General features: G+C 39.4%; 12 protein-coding genes. 5 read left to right on the top strand and 7 right to left on the bottom strand.

Annotation, left to right across the window (positions count from 1 at the left end):
- Nucleotides 1-314: 314 nt before the first annotated feature.
- The gene (locus GX654_14795; GenBank protein ID NLD38131.1) at nucleotides 315-2,249 is read left to right on the top strand and encodes a B12-binding domain-containing radical SAM protein; all 1,935 of its coding nucleotides are present in this window, start codon (nucleotides 315-317) and stop codon (nucleotides 2,247-2,249) included.
- Nucleotides 2,250-2,300: 51 nt separating this feature from the next.
- Here the strand turns inward: GX654_14795 and GX654_14800 are convergent, their stop codons facing one another.
- The 4 genes from GX654_14800 to GX654_14815 all read right to left on the bottom strand — a co-directional run bounded on the left by GX654_14800 (nucleotide 2,301) and on the right by GX654_14815 (nucleotide 12,772).
- The gene (locus tag GX654_14800; protein NLD38132.1) at nucleotides 2,301-3,206 is read right to left on the bottom strand and encodes an NAD-dependent epimerase/dehydratase family protein; all 906 of its coding nucleotides are present in this window, start codon (nucleotides 3,204-3,206) and stop codon (nucleotides 2,301-2,303) included.
- Nucleotides 3,207-3,288: 82 nt separating this feature from the next.
- Nucleotides 3,289-4,029 (bottom strand): response regulator, encoded by a 741-nt coding sequence (locus GX654_14805; GenBank protein NLD38133.1) that lies wholly within the window; start codon nucleotides 4,027-4,029, stop codon nucleotides 3,289-3,291.
- A 26-nt stretch (nucleotides 4,030-4,055) separates the two neighbouring features.
- The gene (locus tag GX654_14810; protein ID NLD38134.1) at nucleotides 4,056-12,305 is read right to left on the bottom strand and encodes a PAS domain S-box protein; all 8,250 of its coding nucleotides are present in this window, start codon (nucleotides 12,303-12,305) and stop codon (nucleotides 4,056-4,058) included.
- 71 nt (nucleotides 12,306-12,376) lie between these two features.
- A complete protein-coding gene (locus GX654_14815) occupies nucleotides 12,377-12,772 on the bottom strand; it encodes a hypothetical protein (protein ID NLD38135.1) in 396 nt (131 codons plus the stop codon).
- Nucleotides 12,773-13,218: 446 nt separating this feature from the next.
- On the opposite strand from GX654_14815, the gene GX654_14820 reads away from it, so the two are divergent.
- The 4 genes from GX654_14820 to GX654_14835 all read left to right on the top strand — a co-directional run bounded on the left by GX654_14820 (nucleotide 13,219) and on the right by GX654_14835 (nucleotide 15,502).
- Nucleotides 13,219-13,530: a hypothetical protein gene (locus GX654_14820; protein ID NLD38136.1), complete on the top strand. Its 312-nt coding sequence runs from the start codon at nucleotides 13,219-13,221 to the stop codon at nucleotides 13,528-13,530.
- Nucleotides 13,527-13,793 (top strand): hypothetical protein, encoded by a 267-nt coding sequence (locus GX654_14825; protein ID NLD38137.1) that lies wholly within the window; start codon nucleotides 13,527-13,529, stop codon nucleotides 13,791-13,793. Before GX654_14820 ends, GX654_14825 begins: the two co-directional genes overlap by 4 nt.
- A 142-nt stretch (nucleotides 13,794-13,935) precedes the next feature.
- Nucleotides 13,936-14,463: a DUF3237 domain-containing protein gene (locus tag GX654_14830; GenBank protein NLD38138.1), complete on the top strand. Its 528-nt coding sequence runs from the start codon at nucleotides 13,936-13,938 to the stop codon at nucleotides 14,461-14,463.
- Nucleotides 14,450-15,502 (top strand): FAD:protein FMN transferase, encoded by a 1,053-nt coding sequence (locus tag GX654_14835; protein NLD38139.1) that lies wholly within the window; start codon nucleotides 14,450-14,452, stop codon nucleotides 15,500-15,502. The genes GX654_14830 and GX654_14835 overlap by 14 nt, the downstream gene beginning before the upstream one ends.
- Before the next feature lie 5 nt (nucleotides 15,503-15,507).
- On the opposite strand, the gene GX654_14840 is transcribed toward GX654_14835, so the two are convergent.
- The 3 genes from GX654_14840 to GX654_14850 all read right to left on the bottom strand — a co-directional run bounded on the left by GX654_14840 (nucleotide 15,508) and on the right by GX654_14850 (nucleotide 18,426).
- Nucleotides 15,508-16,107 carry a TrkA family potassium uptake protein gene (locus GX654_14840; protein NLD38140.1) on the bottom strand — a complete coding sequence of 200 codons (600 nt, stop codon included), beginning with the start codon at nucleotides 16,105-16,107 and terminating at the stop codon, nucleotides 15,508-15,510.
- Complete coding sequence (locus GX654_14845; protein ID NLD38141.1) at nucleotides 16,074-16,394, bottom strand: hypothetical protein; 321 nt, start codon at nucleotides 16,392-16,394, stop codon at nucleotides 16,074-16,076. Before GX654_14845 ends, GX654_14840 begins: the two co-directional genes overlap by 34 nt.
- Nucleotides 16,395-17,229: 835 nt before the next feature.
- Nucleotides 17,230-18,426 (bottom strand): thiolase family protein, encoded by a 1,197-nt coding sequence (locus GX654_14850; protein ID NLD38142.1) that lies wholly within the window; start codon nucleotides 18,424-18,426, stop codon nucleotides 17,230-17,232.
- Nucleotides 18,427-18,430: the final 4 nt, after the last annotated feature.

Below are 18,430 nucleotides of genomic sequence, written 5' to 3' on the forward strand. Positions count from 1 at the left end.
ATATCCTCTTCCAGTAGATATTTTATATGGACAACAAAATATATTGTATGTACGATCAAACCTTAACATTAAAATTTATCCTGTCATTTCAATAGATTTTAGCTTGACGCCAATGCGCGAAGGCGGGAATGACGGTTTATTTAAATCTTCCTCTAAAACAATATAATACTAATCCTTTTAATTTTGGACAGAATTTTTTCTCTTTAATGTAAACTATTTGAATCATTTTTAAAAGATAAATATCAGTAAAAACAGATTCATAACAGTATCAAGAGTGTTGCCATCCTACCCTCCATCTGATATGATCAGCCATTATGACAATCGCCATTATTTATCCACCAACATGTGACACTACAGGGCCTTATCTGTCGGTGCCCATACTAACTGCCTGGCTCCGAAGCCACAATAAAAAGGTATTACCAATAGATGCAAATATTGAGGCCTACAACTATCTGCTAAAAGAAAATACCCTGTCAGATATGCTTAACAGTATAAGAAAACTTTACAGGGCACTGGATGAAAAACCATCTCTCAACCACAGCGACCAGATGAAATATGTGCAGCTATATAATGCTATGGCTAAACTCAATTGGGTCCCTGATAACATAGAGGATGCTGTAAGTGTAATGCGAGACAGCACAGGGGGAAGATTTTTTAATGCTGAAGAGTATGAAAAGGCAGTTATAACTATTGAGGCAGGTTTAAAAATAATAAGCGCCCTTTATCACCCCCTTTATCTGGATTTCCAAAATTATAGAACACCATTTTCACTACTTTCTCCCAGCCAGATAAAGGCAGATGCAGCCACTGATAAAAACCCGTTTCATTCAACATATAAAAGAGTTGCAGACCGAATCAAAGAAAACAATGTCTCTCTTGCCGGTATATCCATTGCCTTTCCCGGGCAGATCCAGCCAGGGTTCTCTCTTGCGGGGTATTTAAGGTCTTGTTTTACGGATATACACATTACTGTTGGCGGTCCTGCAATTACACAGATACTTTTGAGGCATGATCATGAGAATCAGCTGAAGATACTTGGTCCATTTGATACCGCAATTATCTATGAGGGAGAGGAGCCATTTCTTGATCTTGCCAACTCACTCGAAAGGGGTGAAAAACCTGCGGGTATCATTAATGGTTCAATTGATAAACCTATGGAAAAGCTACCTGCACCGGATTTTGACGGGCTCCCACTTGACCTCTATTTTTCTCCAGAGCCTGTTCTCCCCTATGACCCGAGCCGAGGCTGTTACTGGGGTAAGTGCTCATTCTGCCATTATGGGCTTAGCAGCGAGGGTACAGCAAAATATCGTGAACGCAATATCAATGATATAGTCAATCACCTGAAACAGTTGTCAAACCGATGGGGTTGCAAAAATTTCTATTTTTCACAGGATGCTTTTCTGCCTGAAACAGCACACAGGCTGGGGCTCGCTATAAAAGAAAAAAACCTTGATATCCATTGGTCAACAGACATGCGGCCAGAGGCTTCTCTTACACCTGAGATGTGTGCTGACCTGAAGGCAGGCGGGGCGCTGTCAATGGCATTAGGTATAGAATCTGCGTCTCCACGGCTCTTGAAGCTGATAAGAAAAGGGATCACCACAGACACCATGATAACGGCAGTAAAAAGCCTCGCATCAGCAGGCATTGCCGTTGAAGCAATGTGTTTCAACAATTTTCCGACCGAGACACTTAAGGATGCCCTGGCTACCATTGAATTTATCAGGGAGAACAAAAAATTTATTTCTCTATTTATTGATGGCCGTTTCGGGCTTTCTCACGGTTCAAGGGTTGCGCTCAATCCTTCAGAATATGGCATCAGTGAGATATGGCAGGTCTCAGGGGATGAGATAGGAACAGGGCTTTTTTACAGTATCAGGGGAAGAGAGCGCTCCATTAAGGAGCAGACAAAGATAGATAATGCCATTGACAGTTTATCAGCATACTGGTGGCTGCATGATTACCCCTGGGCAGGTTCTCTTTCAACAGTACACACCATCCTGTGGTATGAAAAAAGGGGCAGAGATACATTTAGAAAGAGCGCAAAAAAAGGGCATAGAACCACATTTTCAACGCCCATGACAAAGATAAAAAGCCGTTATGATATAAAGAGCATGGAATATACAGCATTAGAAAATGAGGCAGAGATATGGCAGACCCTGGTTTATGAACACAGGGCAGTGAGTCCTGAAAGATATAATAACCTTGCAGCTAAATTTCCCCTTATCCAGCCTGAAAAACGTTAATCAGATAATCACCTTCATACAGTTACAGAGAGAATCTAATGTAACAGGTGATTAACCCTTGAGTAAAAACCCGCTTTCATAATAATCGCCAATGCCCTTTTCAATAGAATATTCCGGGACAAAACCGATCTTTTCCCTGGCAAGGGTCATATCGCATTCTGTATAGGCCTGATAATTCCCCTCATAGGGGTTTACTATATATTCAGGGGTGCGACTAAGTTTAAGGGTATCATTGAGGAGCTCAACAAGCCTGTTAAAGGTTGTAGCATGCCCTGAACCGCAGTTCACAATACAGCTTTCAGGCGCCACACTTGCGAGCATATTTGCACGAACAACATCCTTTACATAGATATAATCGCGTTTCTGCTCACCATAACAGAAAAGGCGCGGGTTGCCTACCAGCATCTGGTGTGCAAACTGATAGATCATGGTGGAACGAGACCCCTTATGGTATTCCCTTGGGCCATAGACATTGCAGTACCTGAGACCGACAAAAACCACATGGGGATAGAGACTTTGCAGTTTCAGGGCAACTTCTTCCAGCATCTTTTTTGATTCCGCATAAGGGGTGTTCAGGTCACATGGATCAGTCTCTTTATAAGGGGCAGGGTTAAGGCCATAGACTGCCGTTGATGTGGCATATACAATATGTTTGCACCCGTTTTGAATAACATGATGAAAAAGCCTTTCTGATGATTCTACATTTGCCCTTAAGATCTCTTTCCTGTCAGTGATACGGGTATTATTCATAGCGGCCTGATGAAACAGGACATCAACCTTACCAATTCTATCCCAGTCAATGCCAAGAAGGCCAGGGTAGAGGCATTTTCCATCAAATTCAGGAAGTTGCTGCTCAGATTCATGCCCTGTAATAATTATTTCATGCCCCTTATGCAACAGGTGAAGGGCAATATTTGACCCGATAAAACCAGTTCCACCAGTAACTAAACATCGCATATTTATATCTTTCCTTTTTTATTTTTTTATTCCAAATCTTCTTTTACATTTTCAGGATATATTTCAACCTAAAATCATATTATCAATAGCATACTTTTTCAGGATCATCTACCAGATCAGCAAGTATCTTTAAAAGTCTTTCAGGATCAAAGGGTTTATTAAGTATACCGTTTACACAATAGGACTTTAGCCTTTCAATAGTCATATTTTCCATATCAGCATATGCCGTAACAATAATTGTTGGTATAGAAATCCCCTTTTCCTTCATCAGCATAAATGTTTCAAGGCCGCTCAGTATCGGCATCCTGAGATCAAGTATCAGAATATCGATATTTTCTTCCTGCACACGTTTGATTGCCTCATCACCATTTTTTGCCTTGTATACTGTAAAACCATAATCATCAAGAACATCCTTTAGGTTATTTAAAAAGTCGGGGTCATCATCTGCAATCAGTATACCTGTAGGCATAACCTTTTTAATCATGCTCAGTATTTTATCCATATCAAGGGGTTTATGAAGAACCCCCCATGCACCATTTTCCACTGCCTGAGTAATCAGATCCTCAACACTGTAACCCGTCATCATGATTATTTTCGCATTGGGTTTTATCTTTCTTATCTCAAGAAAGCTTTCAACACCGTTTTTACCTGACATCTTGATATCCATAAATGTAAGGTCAAAATCTTTTTCCACCAGCTTTTTGATGGCGGTTTCGCCATCATGGGCCATTTCACACTTATGCCCCTCCATCTCAAAGATATCAGAAAGACTCTCAGCGAAATCCCTATCATCATCCACTATCAAAATATTCAGACTTTTCATAGTAAATCCTCCCATATAGAAATTAATTAATTCCCTGTGAAAGGTATAGTTATTTCCACGGTTGCACCCTGCTCAGGCTCTCCTTTAATATCAAACTCCCATCCATGCTGCTCAACAATCTGCTTAATAATCGATAAACCGAGCCCTACACCAAATGCCTTGGTGCTGAAAAGCGGCTCAAACAGCCTGCTCTTTGCGGCCATGTTAAAACCAACCCCGTTATCATTAATTTTGATTATAATTATATCAGCTTCTCTAAAGGTAGTGATTAGCACATTTCCAGGCTCTTCAGAACTCTTTTCCTCTATAGCCTGATATGCATTTGTCAGGATATTTACAATGCATTGCCTGAAACGTTCACGATCAAGGTTGATTGAGACTCCTGCATTGAATTCTGTTTTTACAGATATACCTTTTGGAGGTTTTGTTTCGTCAAGAACCTCCTTTATCCACTCATCAAGTGATGTTGGTTCAATTACCAGCGCCTTAACCCTTGAATAATCAAGGAGTTCATCTATTATCAGGTCGCACCGCCTGATATTTCTTTCAGCCCGGTCAAGGGCGACCATGACCTTTTCATCCTGCCCTTTCAGACGTTTCCCAAGGGAAAAGACAGAAGTCCTTATAGTGCCCAGAGGATTCCTTAATTCATGACTTACAGTTGCAGTAAGCTTGCCGAGCGTTGCCATCTTTTCACTTACAAGCAGTTCTTTCTGTGCCTTTTCAAGTCTGGCTGTGCGCTCCTCAACCATTATTTCAAGACTCTCACGATAATTATCAAGTTCTGAATCTATTCTTTCACGCATAAGATAATTTGCAAATATTTCAGCAACGAGCTTAAGTCTTCTGATTAATTCATCTGTCCACCTTTTTTCATGTGTAAGAGAGGAAAAAACCATACTCCCTATAAGTGTATCACCGGCAAGGAGAGGCATCATGAGTATGGATCTTGTACCTTCATTTCTTACTTTTTGCTCCCATAACTGTAAATCATCCGGCAGGGTTTCATTTACGCTATGAAACTTGATATACTCTCCCTTTATAAGATACTTTTCAAGTCCGTATCTTCTGGCATTATTCAATGCATCAGGAAAGGCAGGTGGTGCAGGATCAAGATCAGGGTTTGAATAGGTACAAATAAATTTATATACACTGAAATCCTGTTCATATTGACCTATCGCACATCGGTCGACATCCATTAATTGAGCGAATTGTTTAAGCCAAAATTGGAGTTCATTTTCAATATCTTCAACCTTTATATTAATCAATGTTGCTGAAAACTCTGACACAAGTTCCTCAAATTTTAGTCTCTCCTCAAGCTCTCTTTTTGCCTGATTCAGCTCTGTGACATCCCTTATGAAACTGAATATTATCTTTTCATTTTCAAGATAATTACTGTTCACCTCAACATCGTATATCCTGCCGCTTTTATGTATATGTCTGCTCTGATGAAATAAAGAACCATGTTCCACTGTAATATTTCCATCGCTTTTTATCTTTTCTCTGTTTGCAGAGTCATCGATATCCGAAATTTTCATTTTTACAAGTTCATCATGACTGAAGCCGGAGAGCCGGCAATATTCATCGTTCACAACAAGGATATTCTGATCCAGGTCTGTTATCATAAAGCCCACGTTGGCATTTTTAATTATCGAGGTATATCTTTCTTCAAGCAGATGCCGACGTTCCATTTCTTTAATAAGTGCATCGTTTGAACGCCTTCTCAAAATGGCATTTGCGATGATTTCACCAATCAGTTTAATTCTGCGTACAAATTCATCTGACCAGTTATGTTCTTTTGTGTATGTGGCAAATGTAAGATTTCCAATAATCTGGTGCTCGGCTGAAAGAGGGACAATCAATATAGATTTTGTCTTATGTCTTCGGATTATACTGTCATTAAATATAGGAGGTAAATCATCAGGTATCTTTTCTGCCCTGATTATATCACCTTTTGCCAGTTTATCCATAATTGATTGAGGGGCTTGATTACTCCTGTCTGTTGGGGGGGCACCAATAATGGGAACAGTATAAGTAGAAATAACATTTATGCGCTTATTATTATAATCATATTCGTTAACTATCCCTCTTTCCACTTCAAGAAACTCAACGAATTTCATTACCCACGGGTTAAGGTCTTTATCTATATTATCCAGTTTTAAATTAATAAGAGCGGCAGAAAATTCAGAGGTTAATTTCTCAAATCCGAGTTGTTTTTCTATGTCTTCCCTTGCGATTTTCAGCTCGGTAATATCCCTTATAAAACAGCAGATCATACCCTCATTTTCAAGCAGATTAGCGCTTACAAGGACATTGATCACCCTGCCATCTTTTCTAAGATGACTGGTCTCATGGTGAAATGATCCTGTTTCAGCAATATTCCCTTTGTCATTATCTACTTTCTCCAGATCACCTGATATGTCCAGATTGAAGATCTTCATGCTTAGCAATTCATCACGATTGTAACCTGACATTTCACAATAGGCATCATTAACCTCAAGGATATTTGCATCCAGATCGGAAATCATAAAACCAACATTTGCGGTTTTTATAATCGATGAGTAACGTTCCTCGATCATTTGCCGACGTTTCATTTCATCCAGAAGCGCCTCATTTGAACGCATACGCAGGATGGCATTGCCGACAATCTCAGCTATAAGCTTGATCCTTTTAATAATTCCCTCTGACCATCGCCTTTCTTCACGGAAACTTGCAAAAGTGATATTTCCAAATACCATTTCGCCAGTAAGAAGAGGGACAATTATCACCGATTTTGTATTATGTTTTTCAAAAAGACCTCCGAGGTACATCGGTGGCAGGTCATCAGGAATCTTCTCTGCTTTTATTATCTCGCCTTTTCTCAGCTCATCAATAATCTCAATAGGGGTTACATGATTTTGTTCTATAGGTATATCAAGACCCGGCATTGTATAATGCATAAGCGTATTAACATTTTGCTCATCAATCTGATATTCTATTATCAAACCCCTGTCTACCTTTAACAAATCAACAAATTTTTTAAGCCATACCATAAGTTCATCTTTTATTTTCTCTGGTCTGATATATATAAGCGCATTGGAAAACCCAGAAATAACCTCTTCAAACTCAAGCCGCTCCCTAAGATCCTCCTGTGCCTTATTTAATGCTTCCTGGGCGCGCATACGTAATATTGCACTTGCGATAATTTCACCAATTAGTTTGATTCGGCTGAAGATGGCATCCGTCCATTTTCGCTCTTTTAAATAACTTGCGAATGTAAGATTACCTATAATCTGGCTTTCTGAAACAAGGGGTACAACTGCAAGAGATTTTGTATTATGTTTTTCAATAATCCATCCGCGAAAAGGCTCTGACAGATCTTCAGGTATCTTTTCAGCCCGGATCATTGCGCCTTTTTTTAATGCACTCATAACTGTTTCAGGTATTGTAAGAACTGTATCATGAGGAGATGTCTCACTTATAGAATCAGGGACAGTATAATTTACCAGGGCCACCATGGTGCTATTATTATAATCATATTCATTAATAACACCTCTACCTACATCGAGAAAATCTACGAACTTAACAAGCCATGTTTTAAGTTCTTCATTTATCTCTTTTAGTTCAATATTCATGAGAGAAGCGGAAAATTCTGAGAGGAGTTTTTCAAAGGCAAGCCTTTCTTCTCTCTCAATCTTGGCCTGTTTTTCTTCGGTTATATCCCTCATGAAACTGTAAAGGGTTCCCTCCTTTTTATTCAAAGTGCTGCTTACATCTACATCCATAAAACTGCCGTCTTTCTTTTTGTGGATTACCTCATGGTGAATTGCACCTGTGCTGAGTATTACATTGAGTATAGTATCATCATTGTTATTAATTGTAATATCAATATCCGGTATCTTCATAGCAAGCAGTTCATCCCGATTGTATCCGGAGATGCGGCAGTATTCATCGTTTACATCAAGTATATTTTGATCTCTATCTGATATGCAGAAACCGACATTGGCATTTTTCACAATTGAAGAGTATCTTTCCTCAAGCCTTTCCCTCAGCTCTGCCTCTTTTATAAGTGTCTCATGAGAACGTTTACGAAGGATTGCATTACCTATCATCTCCCCTATCAGTTTCAAACGTTTAACCAGATCATCAGGCCACCTGCGCTCGATTCTGTAGTTCAGAAAGGTAAGGTTTCCAATTATATCGTTGGCAGCAATAATTGGCACGATTACTATAGATTTTACATTTTCTTTTTCAATAATTCCATCACGCAATGCTAATGGAAGTTCTTCAGGTATTTTTTCAGCCTTGATACTTAATCCTTTATTGAATATTTCTATTATATCCAGATGAGTTTTATGAAAATATGTCAGAGGCACCTCAATACCTGGCGCTGAATAATTAAGCAGCAGATGAACAATATCCTTTTCGAACAAATGTTCATTGATTATTGCCCTGTCAGCTTTTAAAAATTCAACGAAATTCTTTAACCATTTATTGAGTGCCTCATAAATTTTATCAGGATGTATATTGATAAGATCAGCTGAAAATTCAGAAACAAGCTCTTCAAACCTGAGCCTTTCCTCTTTCTCTTTTTGAGCCTTTTTAATTTCGCTAACATCGCTGATAAAATTACATACAATGCCTTCCTCCTTGAATACATTGGCGCTAACCGATACGTCGATAAAAACGCCATCTTTTCTTCTATGCCTGGTTTCAAGATGAATGATGCCTTTTTGATCTACCATTGAAGATCTTTCTCTCATAACCTTATGCGGATCACCAGAAGCATCAATTTCCCAGATTTTTTTAGAAAGGAGTTCATCACGGCTATACCCAGTCATGCGACAGTATTCATCATTAACATCTAATATGAATAAGCTTGAAAAATCAGTAATCAAAAATCCTACGCTGGCATGCTTCAATATCGATGAATATTTCTCCTCAAGTATCTTTCTTCTTTTAACCTCTTCAACCAGGGCATCTGCCGATCGTTTTCTGAGAATAGCATTGGCTACTATTTCACCAACAAGTCTGATTCGTCTTACCATATCGTCAGGCCATTTATGCTCTTCTCTGTATGTTGCAAAGGTAAGGGAACCAACTGCCTTATTCCCTGCTGAAAGAGGCACAATAATAACAGACCTTGTGTTATCCTTTTCAATTAATCCTCCCCGAAGCAATTCAGGAATATCATCAGGTATTTTTTCCGCCTTAAGAAACATCCCCTTTTGAAACTCCATAATTTCAGCTTCCGGTATATCGTAAAGCTCATTAAGAGGAGTCAGATCAATTTCAGGAACAGAATACTGCATCAGGACCTTTACTTTCTTCAATTCACTTATGTGCTCATTAATCACCCCCCTGTCAACCTCCAGGTATTCAACAAACCTTTTTAACCAGTAATCAAGTTTCATTGAATAATCATCCGGAGATATCAGGGCTGCTGAAAAATCTGAAATAAGCTCTTCAAACTTAAGGCGTTCTTCTAATTCTTTTTGTGTCCGATTTATATCGGTTATATCGCGGATGAAGCTGTATACAATGTTGGGATCCTTTGAAAAAAGGTTACTGCTTATCTCGACATCAAAAATAGTCCCATCCTTTCTTTTATGTGACGTCTTTATTTGAATTGCCCCCTCTTCAGAAGCAGATTTTCCCTCCTCCATTATCTTGTCCTGATTCATTGAGGCATCAATTTCCCAGGTCTTTTTGTCGACAAGATCCTCACGACTGTATCCTGACATGCGACAATATTCATCATTTACATCAATGATTGAGTGACCAGATAGGTCAATGATCATAAAACCCAGATTTGCATTTTTTATTACAGAAGAATATGTTTCCTCAAGATTCTCCCTGTGTTCAACCTCCCTGATAAGACTTTTTTGTGAGCGTATGCGAAGGATAGCGCTGGCAATTATTTCTCCTATGAGCTTAATTCTTTTAATTAAATCATCAGACCAATCAAGCTCTTTCTTATGGCTTGCAAGTGTAATATTACCTATGGCCCTGCTTTCAGATATGAGAGGGATAATTACAAATGACTTAATATCCTCACTTTGTGTCCATTGAAAAATCTCTTCGGGCAGATCTTTGCTTAATCTCCTCGCCTTGATAACAGTTCCTCTGTCATATTCCTGCATCATGGTGTCGGAGACACTGTATCTTTTTTCAAGGGGTTTAAGGTTAAATTCCTCGGAGGTGTAACTCATTAATATTTTTACACTATTTTTATCCCTTTCATATTCACCAATTACACCCCGATCAACCTCGAAAAACTCAACCAATTTTTTTATTAACAGATTCAGCTCATCCATGAGATCATCAGGTTTGCTGTTTACAAGGGTATTTGAAAATTCAGAAACCAGTTCTTCAAATTTAAGACGTTCCTCCAGCTCTTTTCGGGCAATATTTAGATCCGTTATATCCCTCATAAAACTGCATACAATCCCCTCTTCTACATAAAGGTTACTGCTCACATCTACATCAAAGAGATTGCCATCTTTTCTTCTGTGCTTGGCGACATGGTGATTGGCGCCTGATCTCTGGAGACTAAGCCCCTCTTTTTTTACCTTACCCTGATCAAGAGAAGCATCAAGCTCCCATATCTTCTTAGAAATGAGTTCATTGCGGCTGTAACCTGACATGCGGCAATATTCATCGTTAACATATATTATTGATCCTTCTTTATATTCAGTGATCCAGAAACCAACACTGGCATTTTTTAAAATGTTTGAGTATCTCTGTTCAAGTATCTCCCTGCGTTCGACTTCATCATCAAATTTTTTCTGCGAACGCATACGCAGGATAGCATTTGCAATAATTTCACCGATGAGCCTTATTCGTCTTATAAGATTATCAGGCCAGACACGTTCATTTGTATGACTAGCAAGTGTTATATTGCCTAAAACCTGATCACCTATTTTAAGGGGCACTATTACAAATGATTTTATGCTATCTCTTTTCGCCCACTCAAGTATCATGGAAGGAAGACCATCATATATCCTTTCAGCCCTTATAGTTTCTCCTTTTAAATATTCCTTCATCCATGCTTCAGGTATTTCATAGAATTCTTTAAGGGGGACAATGGATTCTCCAGTTACTGTGTAATTGAGAAGGATCCGAATCATATTCTGATCTGACAAATATTCTGTTATTACACCTCTATCCAGCTTTAATAATATCACAAGCCTTCTCAGCCACTGGTTAAGTTCTTTACTAATGTTATCAGGCTTTAGATCAATCAATGTTGCAGAAAATTCGGACACAAGCTCTTCAAACTCCAGGCGTTCTTCCAGATCTTTCCATGCCTGTGTAAGATCAGTGATATCACGTATAAAGCTGTATATAATATTCTTGTTCTTTGCAAAGAGGGTGCTGCTGACCTCTGTATCAAAGATGCTCCCATCCTTTCTTATGTGTTTTGTAATTATATGTATTGACCCCTTTTCAATGGCGATGTTTTTTTCTCTCTCGATCTTTTCCGGATCCATTGATGCATCAATTTCCCAGGTCTTTTTACCGATAAGCTCTTCCCTGCTGTAGCCTGACATGCAGCAGTATTCATCGTTGACATCAATAATAGAATGACTTGATAATTCCATTATCATAAAACCGAGATTGGCATTCTTTATTACAGAAGAATATGTCTCTTCAAGCTGTTTCCTGTGCTCATTCAGTTCAATAAGAGAGTTGTGTGAGCGTATTCTTATAATTGTATTTGCTATTATCTCAGCAATCAGCTTGATTCGCCTGATAAGATTATCTGACCATTTACGTTCTTTTCTGTAACTGGCAAATAAAATAGTGCCAATCACCCTGTTGTCTGCTGAAAATGGAATGATTACCACTGATTTTGTTCTTGTTTTTTCTATAATGCCGTTTCTGAAACTCAGGGGAAGATCATCAGGAATCTTTTCTGCTTTTATTATAAGGCCTTTTTTAAGCTCATCTATTACACCTTCAGGGGGAGTGTAACTTTCCAGAACAGGCGGGATATCAATATCAGCAACAGTATAATTCAACAGACGATGAACAGATTTCCCATCGTCCATAATTTCATTAACAACACACCTCTCAACTCCAAGAAATTCTACAAATTTTTTAAGCCAGTTGTTCAATTCATTTTCAAGTTTTTCCTGTGGTGTTGCAATAAGGGCCGCTGAAAAACCAGATATAAGTTTTTCAAACTCAAGGATTTTTTTGGGGATGCATTTAGGTAGAGAAGGCGATTTTCTAAGACTTTTTTTTTGAACTGCCCCTGACCTCTTATTGCCCTTCTCTATTTTATTGGCCATATCTAATCCTGTTAAGGAAACATATGTTATAGATAGAGTATATATGATTAACTAATTTAGAGTCAAGAATCTTAAATTAAATTATATTTATCCCCTTTTTTATTACTGCATGGATGGGTGCAGTTTTTACAGTCACCTGAACACCTTCGACTCCCGTTTAGGCCGCACATAAGTCCGCATGAACCGCACCCGCTGTTTGGCTCTATGCCATTACCGCTTATCCTGAACGATATGCTGTCCGCATCAACCTTTAAGGGTCTTACATCTTTCCACAGCTCTTTATCAATAATGAATGTAAAACCTTCAACTGTAAACACCTCATCATTTTTTCCGGGTTTTTCCAGAGCCACACCAAAGGTCCTGATGCCGCACCCGCCCAGTGTTATTAAAATCCTGACATGCCCCGGTTTCCTATTTTTAAAAAAATCTTTCAACAATAGTATTGCCCTCGGTGTAATATCAATCATATTCATATTCCTTCAATTTAGAGCCTTGCTCTAAAATAAGATTAACATATGGAAAATCAAATAAATAGTGATCCAGAAAACTGGTAGTGATTAATAGAGATTAAACCGCTGTCCATATCTCTGACAATATGAACAGGATAGAGAAATAACCCATTCATATGGATAATATATACTACAGTAATACTACATATCAAATTTTCCATACACATTAATATACATTTTCATCCAATACACCGCCGTATTAACCCTGTTCTGGTCGATATTTCCAAATTATTATAAACCTTGTTCCTATTTATAATCCTAATATTAATAATATTATTAAGTCGTTAACGGTATATCATATGAATTGACCCGGTTTTATTATTCTCTCTGGCATAAAGATTGAAATGGATATGGGCAAGGATATCAAATAGTCATATCCAGGGGTTTTTAATTAGGAGAGTGTCATGAAAAAATTAATTATTATAATGATATTTACAATCGCCTTCATTTCTATCCCCAATACAAATTCGGCAAATATAAAAATGGATACAGGAACCAGGATCAATTCAACAGTGGATGATATGGGTATTAAAGAGCAGGCAAGCAATAAAAACATAGTTGTTGATAATGCCACAAAGGTCGAGAGGATTAAGCATGGTCTTGTAACAGAAAAGGCCACCAGCCTGAATAAAAGATTATCAGTGCAAAGGGTACCATCTGAAAAACGTGATAAACTATTCGGCTTACTGCTGCTCGCATATGGAGGAAAAAGATGAAATGCAGGATCGCCATATCAGTTTTAACTATCACTTTTTCCCTGCTCATTTCAGGATGTGTCAGCGTTAAGCCCTGTTTTTCAAACGTTAAAATTATGGGATTTAAAAATTCAAATGACATGGTATATAATTTCCCCGGTAATTTTTCAGATGTGCCCTCTTCAGGGAGATTAAGCAGCAGTAATAAGGGTATGATAAACGTCAATAAAGGCAACCTGAAATTCTCTATATCATTTCCGCCTTCGGCCAGACTTGAATTTTAAAACCCTCTTAATTATTTATCTCTTCAACTTTTCAGTAAACCTGTTATTCGTCCAATAGTACCTTGCAATTTTTATAAACATACAATATTGATTATGTCATATGATACATTTCAAACCTTAAGGTCGATAAGGAGATCACTGCATGTCAGAATTTAATTACACCAATACCCTGCCCGGTGTTTCTGATCCGGGAGAGCCCAAAATGCATTTCTGTTTTGAAATAACGCTCACCTTTCCAAGGGTACAGAATATCAATAATATGCCGTCAGGCGCGGGTCGTGGGGCCGTCTATCTGGATCAGGGTGTAATCAAAGGACCTTATCTGAACGGAAAGATAGTACCCAGCAGCGGAGGTGATTACGCCCTGTTCCGTCCTGATGACACAGTAGAACTTAATGGACGTTATATGCTTGAGGCAGATGATGGAACACTCATATATATGCAGAACCGTGGATACCTTTGGGGAAGGTATAAAGACTCCATGAAAAAAATAAAGGCATGGATGTTTGAAAACGGGCCAGAGATATCGCCTGATGAATATTACCTTCGGGCAAACCCTGTATTTGAGGTGGAAAAAGGTAAATATGACTGGCTTACACGTTATGTTTTTGTAGGAATTGGGACACGACAGAAACTGGGAAACACCATCAGATACTATGCGCTTTTGTAAAAAATATACCCTGCTTTTTTTTTCGCTACTCATCTTCCCTCTCCTTTATTACTGCGGAGGAGATAAAGACCCTCGGTCAAAGATAGAGACCCGCACATGGGAGGCAATGGGAACACAAATAAGTATCAGCCTTTGCAGTGATGATAAAAATAGACAGGCGGCCCTGTTTGATGAGATCTCCAGCCGTATAATCCATCTTGAAACAATACTCAGTTCTCATATGGCTGATTCTGAGCTTAATAAACTTAACAATCTCCCTGTGAATCAGAAGATGGAAATATCGAATGAATTATGGGAAGCTGTTGATGCAGGTAAAACCTGGAATATCAAAACCCTTGGCACATTCGACATTACCGCAGGCCCCCTTATAAAGATGTGGAAGGCTGCCGGTAAAAACAGGCTTTTACCATCGGATATGGAAATAAAAAGAGGGCTCAAAAACATGGGGGTAGACAAGATCGTACTTGAAGGGTCAGGCACAAACCTGCTGAAGAAGGCCGAAGTATCCATTGATCTTGGGGGACTCGGCAAGGGATATACAGCGGACAATATCATAACCCTTATTAAAGGGCATGGTGAAACATCTGCGCTTGTGGCTATGTCAGGGGATATAAGGGCACTGGGTCATCGTCCTGATGGAAAACCCTGGCGTGTGGGCATACAGGACCCCCGTTTCCCAGAAAATCCTGATTCGCTTGTAACGGTTGTTGAACTTGCAGATATGGCTGTCTCCACATCAGGAAATTACAGACGTTATGTGGAGATTAATGGTAGCCATTATTCCCATATAGTTGACCCGAGAACAGGGCTAACAGCCGAAAATGTCCCAAGCGTTTCGGTCATAGGGCCTGACACACTTACGACTGATATTATGGGTACAGCCTTAAGTGTGCTAGGTGTGAATGAAGGCACTAAACTGGTGGAGTCCATGAAAGGGATTGAGGCCATTTTTATGGAGGTGGATAATGCAGGGGAGTTAATGCTGACCCGCAGCAGCGGTTATGGCAAGTTTGAGACTTACAATGACACAGGGAACTGATAAAGCTACTTAAGTTCCCTGATCTTTTTAATATCACCAGTCTTGCCAAGCATTATCAATATATCACTGTCTTTAATAACAAAACCTGCCGGTGGGACAAGGATAAAATTATCCGGGACCAGTTCTTTTATTGCAATAATGTTGACATTATATCTTGCCCTCAGATTCAATTCAGCAAGAGTTTTCCCAATAAATTCTCTTGGCGGCCCAACCTGTACAAGATCATAATCATCAGCAAGAGGCACAAAATCCAGGAAATTTGGCCTTGAAAAACTTCGTGAAACCCCGATTGCCATGTCACGTTCAGGATGTATGATCTCTCTTGCGCCAACACGTCTCAATATCTTCCCATGATCTTCATCAATTGCCTTTGCAAGGATATTCTTAACACCCATTTCATGTAGATAAAGGCATATAAGGAGACTTGTGCTTATTTTAGTTCCGGTAGATACAATAACACCATCCATGCTTTCAAGACCCAGGGCGCTGAGGGCCTCTTTATCTGAGGCATCCATTACGATCGCTTCAGATGAATATGGATCAATCGCATGAACTCTTGCTTTGTCTGTATCTATTGCAACGACCTCATTCCCATCTTCATACAGGGCCTTTGCAGCATGAAAACCAAAATTCCCATACGCTGCCTAAAAGAAATACTTTTCCCGAGCCACCGAAAGAGTAATACAGAGACTGTCATTACCCCCAGTCCGCCAATCTGGATCAATAAAAGGATAATACACTGGCCGAAAAGAGTGAAAAAACTTCCTGTATCCACAACCACAAGACCTGTAACACATACAGCGGATGTTGATGTAAAAATAGCATCAACCCATGATATAGAGCCTGTCTTTACTGAAAAGGGCAGTTTTAAAAGCAGGACACCAATAGCAATAGGTGCCTACATAGGCTTGATAATGCTGCTATCCAATCTCGACCATTGCTATCGATTCTGCATTTCCCTCTCTCTTCTCTTTTCTGCGAGCCTTTCAGTCTCATCTTTAAATAGGATGAGGGTCAGGGGACAGGAGTACTGATTTATGTCCGCATATTGACAATCGGATTGATTGCATTGAATAAACATCTCTTTTTTACCATTGATGCTCAAAGAGAGTCTATTCTTCAAACCGATTTCCACCTCTTCAGATACAACATTGCAAAAATAGTCTTTTGCTCGTCCTTTTGCCAACAGATAGTTCCTTTCTTTCATCAGGGGGCAGTGAAAATTCCTGAAATTTTAATTTTGTTTTATAGATAGCATGCGATTTTCCTATTAAAATGCTGTTTTATAACCGGTTATTATTACCCTAAAATTCTATTTTTTAATATAACATATCATTGGTTTTTTAAAATGCATATTTTTTTTGCGTGTTCCATTAAAATGGACCATATTTATATGCATTAAATGAAAATAATATTAGGCGTCATGCCCGTGCAGGCGGGCATCCATTTGCTTTGTATTGAAAACTAAAAATGGTTTCCCGCTTTCGCCGGAATGACGATGGAGGGTTGAATTTCTACCTGTCCATACTATAAAAAAAGTGCTACTGAGGATGAAATCAAAACAAAAATCCTGATGCCGTTCTGGTACAGTGAATCAACAGTTTTGAATAAGTATTGATCCCAGCATAATATTTTACTGTGAATCAGAGAGAATCATATATCTCAATGTTCAAAATCTAATCCTTCATATGATTATAACTATTCTTAAAAACATCAGTAAAAGACAATTACCCCACCTTAACAATCAGTGATGCGCCTGTGTCCCCTGCGGCACACCCGGTAAAGAGGCCATATCCTCCGCCCTTAATAACCAGCTCTTCAATAAGTTCACAGATAAGCCTCCCTGTTGTGGGGGCCTGCGGATGACCATAGATCAGGGAACTGCCATAGTTGTTAATGGACATGGCATCAATATTCATCTTTTTTGCCATATTGAGGTCATTAACAATAAAGGGGTTATGGGTCTTTATAACCTTTATGTCATTTACCTTAAGCCCTGCCTGTTCAAGTGCTTTTATGGCGGCAGGCACAGGGGCAGCTGCCATCCTGGCCTTTGCTGCCCTTGCATAACCATATGATACAATCTGTATCTCAAGGCCAGGCTCCTTACTCAACTCCTTTGCTTTTTCCCTGGTGGTTACAATAAAACCGCAGTTACCATCTGCAGGATGTGTCTGTGTGCCGTATGTAAGCACCCCGTCCGGTTCAACAGGCCTGAGCCCCGCAAGCCCCTCGGCTGTTGTTGGTGTAATGCCTTCATCCTCTTCAACAAGTATCCTCTTTTTCTTTGAGATATTTACCTCAATAGAGAACATGTACCTCTTCTGGAATGCCCTGTTGTCTGCCAAGGAATCAAGGTACTGCTCATATCTCCTTAATGTAAGCTCATCACACTCCTCTCTAGTTATGCCTGCCTCTTTTGCAACAAGTTCCGCTGTCTGGATCATCTTGAGCCCGCCTGACGGGTCATTATTGATGTTATCCATATTCCAATTTTCTGAGATGACCTCACCTCCAGGCCCGTTCGGGTTGGGCCATACAAGGTGCGGCCCGTTTGACATGCGGTCAGACATGAGTGTAAATGCCGTATCAAATATATTTGCCTCGACATTTAATGCGGCCAGATGAATGCAGGTAGCGGCGGTTGTGCATGCCTGATGAACATAGAGCCCGGGTATTTCCTTTTTGCCATCCATTAAAATTGCCCCTGACCATGTATGGGCATAAAACATCCTGTTAGATGCGACAGTTGCCCCATAGTAAAGATAATCCAGCACCGCAGGGTCAATGGCTGAGTGGACAAACCATCTTTTTGCGGTTTCAGCGCCGAGTGTAATAGGGTTAAAGGTTGAGAGCTGTCCCTGCCACTTGCAGAATGGACTTGAGTAGTACCCTTTATAAGGAATATAGGCCCTTGTCAGCATAAGA

This window comes from Desulfatiglans sp. (genome assembly GCA_012513605.1).
Classification (GTDB): Bacteria; Desulfobacterota; DSM-4660; order Desulfatiglandales; family HGW-15; genus JAAZBV01.

What these genes read in the sequence shown, in the direction of transcription:
- GX654_14795 (NLD38131.1), top strand. Translation starts at nt 315, where the DNA reads ATGACAATCGCCATTATTTATCCACCAACATGTGACACTACAGGGCCT.
- GX654_14800 (NLD38132.1), bottom strand. Translation starts at nt 3,206, where the DNA reads ATGCGATGTTTAGTTACTGGTGGAACTGGTTTTATCGGGTCAAATATT.
- GX654_14805 (NLD38133.1), bottom strand. Translation starts at nt 4,029, where the DNA reads ATGAAAAGTCTGAATATTTTGATAGTGGATGATGATAGGGATTTCGCT.
- GX654_14810 (NLD38134.1), bottom strand. Translation starts at nt 12,305, where the DNA reads ATGGCCAATAAAATAGAGAAGGGCAATAAGAGGTCAGGGGCAGTTCAA.
- GX654_14815 (NLD38135.1), bottom strand. Translation starts at nt 12,772, where the DNA reads ATGATTGATATTACACCGAGGGCAATACTATTGTTGAAAGATTTTTTT.
- GX654_14820 (NLD38136.1), top strand. Translation starts at nt 13,219, where the DNA reads ATGAAAAAATTAATTATTATAATGATATTTACAATCGCCTTCATTTCT.
- GX654_14825 (NLD38137.1), top strand. Translation starts at nt 13,527, where the DNA reads ATGAAATGCAGGATCGCCATATCAGTTTTAACTATCACTTTTTCCCTG.
- GX654_14830 (NLD38138.1), top strand. Translation starts at nt 13,936, where the DNA reads ATGTCAGAATTTAATTACACCAATACCCTGCCCGGTGTTTCTGATCCG.
- GX654_14835 (NLD38139.1), top strand. Translation starts at nt 14,450, where the DNA reads ATGCGCTTTTGTAAAAAATATACCCTGCTTTTTTTTTCGCTACTCATC.
- GX654_14850 (NLD38142.1), bottom strand. Translation starts at nt 18,426, where the DNA reads ATGCTGACAAGGGCCTATATTCCTTATAAAGGGTACTACTCAAGTCCA.